A 5,498-nucleotide genomic window follows, 5' to 3' on the forward strand; every position below is an offset into this window, starting at 1 on the left:
GTGTCCTACTCTCCCACAGGGTCCCCCCTGCAGTACCATCGGCGCAAAGAGTCTTAGCTTCCGGGTTCGGAATGTGACCGGGCGTTTCCCTCTTGCTATAGCCGCCGAAACACCTGGTGATGGTGAATCGAATCTATATTTTTTAGTTATAGAGCCCTCCGTGGAGGGCGTTTGTTCTCGACCGTACATCGAGAACCACATAGTGGACGCATAGCAGCTTATTCAAACTGAGTGTTATCAAATTATCGGCTTATTAGTACCGGTCAGCTCCAAGAGTCTTTAGTCCTCTCTTCCACATCCGGCCTATCAACGCAGTAGTCTAGCTGCGAGCCTCTCCCCCTAAGGGATGGAAATCTCATCTCGAAGCCGGCTTCCCGCTTAGATGCTTTCAGCGGTTATCCGTTCCGAACGTAGCTAATCAGCGGTGCTCCTGGCGGAACAACTGACACACCAGAGGTTCGTCCATCCCGGTCCTCTCGTACTAGGGATAGATCTTCTCAAATTTCCTGCGCGCGCAGCGGATAGGGACCGAACTGTCTCACGACGTTCTAAACCCAGCTCGCGTACCGCTTTAATGGGCGAACAGCCCAACCCTTGGGACCTACTCCAGCCCCAGGATGCGACGAGCCGACATCGAGGTGCCAAACCATGCCGTCGATATGGACTCTTGGGCAAGATCAGCCTGTTATCCCCGAGGTACCTTTTATCCGTTGAGCGACAGCGCTTCCACAAGCCACTGCCGGATCACTAGTCCCGACTTTCGTCCCTGCTCGACTTGTCAGTCTTACAGTCAAGCTCCCTTGTGCACTTACACTCGACACCTGATTGCCAACCAGGTTGAGGGAACCTTTGGGCGCCTCCGTTACTTTTTAGGAGGCAACCGCCCCAGTTAAACTACCCACCAGGCACTGTCCCTGAACCGGATCACGGTTCGAAGTTAGGTATCCAATATGACCAGAGTGGTATTTCAACGATGACTCCACCTGAACTAGCGTCCAAGCTTCAAAGTCTCCCACCTATCCTACACAAGCCACACCGAACACCAATACCAAGCTGTAGTAAAGGTCACGGGGTCTTTCCGTCCTGCTGCGCGTAACGAGCATCTTTACTCGTAATGCAATTTCGCCGAGTTCGCGGTTGAGACAGCTGGGAAGTCGTTACGCCATTCGTGCAGGTCGGAACTTACCCGACAAGGAATTTCGCTACCTTAGGATGGTTATAGTTACCACCGCCGTTTACTGGGGCTTAAATTCTCAGCTTCGCCTTGCGGCTAACCGTTCCTCTTAACCTTCCAGCACCGGGCAGGCGTCAGTCCGTATACATCGTCTTGCGACTTGGCACGGACCTGTGTTTTTAGTAAACAGTCGCTTCCCACTGGTCTCTGCGGCCTTCGAACGCTCCAGGAGTAAATCCCTTCACGCCTCAGGCCCCCCTTCTCCCGAAGTTACGGGGGCATTTTGCCGAGTTCCTTAACCACGATTCTCTCGATCTCCTTAGTATTCTCTACCTGATCACCTGAGTCGGTTTGGGGTACGGGTGACTAAAACCTCGCGTCGATGCTTTTCTTGGCAGCATAGGATCACTGATTTCGCCCTTACGGGCTACCCATCGGGTCTCAGGCTTAATGAACGACGGATTTGCCTATCGTTCGCCCTACATCCTTAGACCGGGACAACCATCGCCCGGCTCAGCTACCTTCCTGCGTCACACCTGTTAATACGCTAACCGCACCAGCATAGGGTCGCACGCTAGGCCTCACGCTTCACCCCGAAGGGATCCATCTAGAGGATTCAGATGCTTAGCATTACTGGATTAGCTTGGACGGTTTTTCATCAGTACGGGAATATAAACCCGTTGTCCATCGACTACGCCTGTCGGCCTCGCCTTAGGTCCCGACTTACCCAGGGCGGATTAGCCTGGCCCTGGAAACCTTGATCTTTCGGAGGACGGGTTTCTCACCCGTCTTTCGCTACTCATGCCTGCATTCTCACTCGTGTAGCCTCCACGGCTGGTTTACACCGCCGCTTCGCTGGCCACACGACGCTCTCCTACCCATCAACACGGCTGAACCAACACCACAAGGGTGCGGCTTACCAAAAATATCAATGCCACAACTTCGGTGGCGTGCTTGAGCCCCGTTACATTGTCGGCGCGGAATCACTTGACCAGTGAGCTATTACGCACTCTTTCAAGGGTGGCTGCTTCTAAGCCAACCTCCTGGTTGTCTATGCAACTCCACATCCTTTCCCACTTAGCACGCGCTTTGGGACCTTAGATGGTGGTCTGGGTTGTTTCCCTCTCGACGATGAAGCTTATCCCCCACCGTCTCACTGCTGCGCTCTCACTTACCGGCATTCGGAGTTTGGCTAACGTCAGTAACCTTTTAGGGCCCATCGGCTATCCAGTAGCTCTACCTCCGGCAAGAAACACGCAACGCTGCACCTAAATGCATTTCGGAGAGAACCAGCTATCACGAAGTTTGATTGGCCTTTCACCCCTATCCACAGCTCATCCCCTCCATTTTCAACTGAAGTGGGTTCGGTCCTCCACGACGTCTTACCGTCGCTTCAACCTGGCCATGGATAGATCACTTCGCTTCGGGTCTAGGACATGCGACTGAATCGCCCTATTCAGACTCGCTTTCGCTACGCATTCCCCTCTCGGGTTAAGCTCGCCACATATCACTAACTCGCAGGCTCATTCTTCAAAAGGCACGCTGTCACACCAACAAAGGGTGCTCCAACGGTTTGTAAGCAAACGGTTTCAGGTACTATTTCACTCCCCTCCCGGGGTACTTTTCACCTTTCCCTCACGGTACTTGTTCACTATCGGTCATGTAGGAGTATTTAGGCTTATCAGGTGGTCCTGACAGATTCACACGGGATTTCTCGGGCCCCGTGCTACTTGGGATACTCTTCGCGCCATTGGAACATTTCGACTACGGGGTTCGCACCCTCTATGACCAGGCTTTCAATCCTGTTCGTCTATATTCCTTTGTAACGCTCACTGTTCGGCAGAATCAGCAGAAAAGTCCCGCAACCCCGACCATGCAACGCCTGCCGGCTATCACACATGATCGGTTTAGCCTCTTCCGGGTTCGCTCGCCACTACTAACGGAATCACTATTGTTTTCTCTTCCTGTGGGTACTGAGATGTTTCACTTCCCCACGTTCCCTCTACCCGCCCTATATATTCAGGCGGGAGTCACCAGGTCACCTTGCGGGCCTGGCGGGGTTTCCCCATTCGGACATCCTCGGATCACAGTTCGTTTATCAACTCCCCGAGGCTTATCGCAGATTACTACGTCCTTCTTCGGCTCTACATGCCAAGGCATTCACCGTTTGCTCTTGAAAATTTGAAATCACATGAGTTTGAATCGATTAAGTGCCGCGAATAAACTCGCGACCGAAATTGACCAATGATCACACACTTCGAAAAGTGTGTTGATCTTTGTAATTTGACCCCGAAGGGTTCAAATTTAAGATGCTCGCGTCCACTGTGTAGTTCTCAAAGTACGGGCGGTACCCCTTACGACCAGCGGCTCCATCACTGAAGCTCGACTGCTGACCGAAAAAGGTCCAGAGGAAAAGTCCACTCACCACTCGAAAGTGATTCGTGTTCCGGTCCCTCAGGACCCAACAGCGTGCATATGCAAACCCGCCTGACCCAACCCTTTCCATTCACTAAAAGTGAAGTACTGAGATCGAACCGATTGGCTCTGCATCAATGTCAATGTTCCACCCATGAGCGCCATCGAAGAACATTCGTCTTCGTATGACTTGGCACCTTGAATCTCCCTGTATACAGAGGAGAGGTGCTGTGCTCCTTAGAAAGGAGGTGATCCAGCCGCACCTTCCGGTACGGCTACCTTGTTACGACTTAGTCCTAATCACCGATCCCACCTTCGACAGCTCCATCCCTTGCGGGTTTGGCCACTGGCTTCGGGTGTTACCGACTTTCATGACTTGACGGGCGGTGTGTACAAGGCCCGGGAACGTATTCACCGCAGCGTTGCTGATCTGCGATTACTAGCGACTCCGACTTCATGAGGTCGAGTTGCAGACCTCAATCCGAACTGAGACCGGCTTTTTGGGATTCGCTCCACCTTGCGGTATTGCAGCCCTTTGTACCGGCCATTGTAGCATGCGTGAAGCCCAAGACATAAGGGGCATGATGATTTGACGTCATCCCCACCTTCCTCCGAGTTGACCCCGGCAGTATCCCATGAGTTCCCACCATTACGTGCTGGCAACATAGGACGAGGGTTGCGCTCGTTGCGGGACTTAACCCAACATCTCACGACACGAGCTGACGACAACCATGCACCACCTGTATAGAGACCTTGCGGGGCGACTGTTTCCAGCCGTTTCCTCTATATGTCAAGCCTTGGTAAGGTTCTTCGCGTTGCATCGAATTAATCCGCATGCTCCGCCGCTTGTGCGGGCCCCCGTCAATTCCTTTGAGTTTTAGCCTTGCGGCCGTACTCCCCAGGCGGGGAACTTAATGCGTTAGCTGCGACACGGAGACCGTGGAATGGTCCCCACATCTAGTTCCCAACGTTTACGGCATGGACTACCAGGGTATCTAATCCTGTTCGCTCCCCATGCTTTCGCTCCTCAGCGTCAGTTACGGCCCAGAGATCTGCCTTCGCCATTGGTGTTCCTCCTGATATCTGCGCATTCCACCGCTACACCAGGAATTCCAATCTCCCCTACCGCACTCTAGTCTGCCCGTACCCACTGCAGGCCCGAGGTTGAGCCTCGGGTTTTCACAGCAGACGCGACAAACCGCCTACGAGCTCTTTACGCCCAATAATTCCGGACAACGCTTGCACCCTACGTATTACCGCGGCTGCTGGCACGTAGTTAGCCGGTGCTTTTTCTGCAGGTACCGTCACTTTCGCTTCTTCCCTACTAAAAGAGGTTTACAACCCGAAGGCCGTCGTCCCTCACGCGGCGTTGCTGCATCAGGCTTGCGCCCATTGTGCAATATTCCCCACTGCTGCCTCCCGTAGGAGTCTGGGCCGTGTCTCAGTCCCAGTGTGGCCGGTCACCCTCTCAGGCCGGCTACCCGTCGTCGCCTTGGTGAGCCATTACCTCACCAACTAGCTGATAGGCCGCGAGTCCATCCTTGACCGAAATTCTTTCCAACTCCTAGCCATGCGGCTGAAGTTCGTATCCGGTATTAGACACCGTTTCCAGTGCTTATCCCAGAGTCAAGGGCAGGTTACTCACGTGTTACTCACCCGTTCGCCACTGATCCAAGGAGCAAGCTCCTCTTCACCGTTCGACTTGCATGTGTTAAGCACGCCGCCAGCGTTCGTCCTGAGCCAGGATCAAACTCTCCGTAAATGTTTAATAGCCTCACCGAGCAAGCCCGGCGGGCACATCTAGTGCCGAAAGCCACCGGAATAGGCGAACAATCAGCAAGTTTGAAACTGACAGAACAAATCATTACTGACTTGCTTTGTTGTTTAAATGTTTTCCAAAGGAATCTCT

The 5,498-nt window shown here is 53.3% G+C and carries 3 rRNA genes; all 3 read right to left on the minus strand.

Features of this window, described 5'->3' with window-relative positions:
- Positions 1 to 109: ribosomal RNA gene (rrf, locus tag C3B61_RS15330) — 5S ribosomal RNA — on the minus strand; the annotation flags it as partial.
- A 124-nt stretch (positions 110 to 233) separates the two neighbouring features.
- Positions 234 to 3,361 (minus strand): 23S ribosomal RNA (locus tag C3B61_RS15335).
- A gap of 469 nt (positions 3,362 to 3,830) precedes the next feature.
- Positions 3,831 to 5,351 (minus strand): 16S ribosomal RNA (locus tag C3B61_RS15340).
- Positions 5,352 to 5,498: the final 147 nt, after the last annotated feature.

This window comes from Cryobacterium zongtaii, assembly GCF_002909375.1.
In the GTDB taxonomy this organism is placed as follows: domain Bacteria; phylum Actinomycetota; class Actinomycetes; order Actinomycetales; family Microbacteriaceae; genus Cryobacterium; species Cryobacterium zongtaii.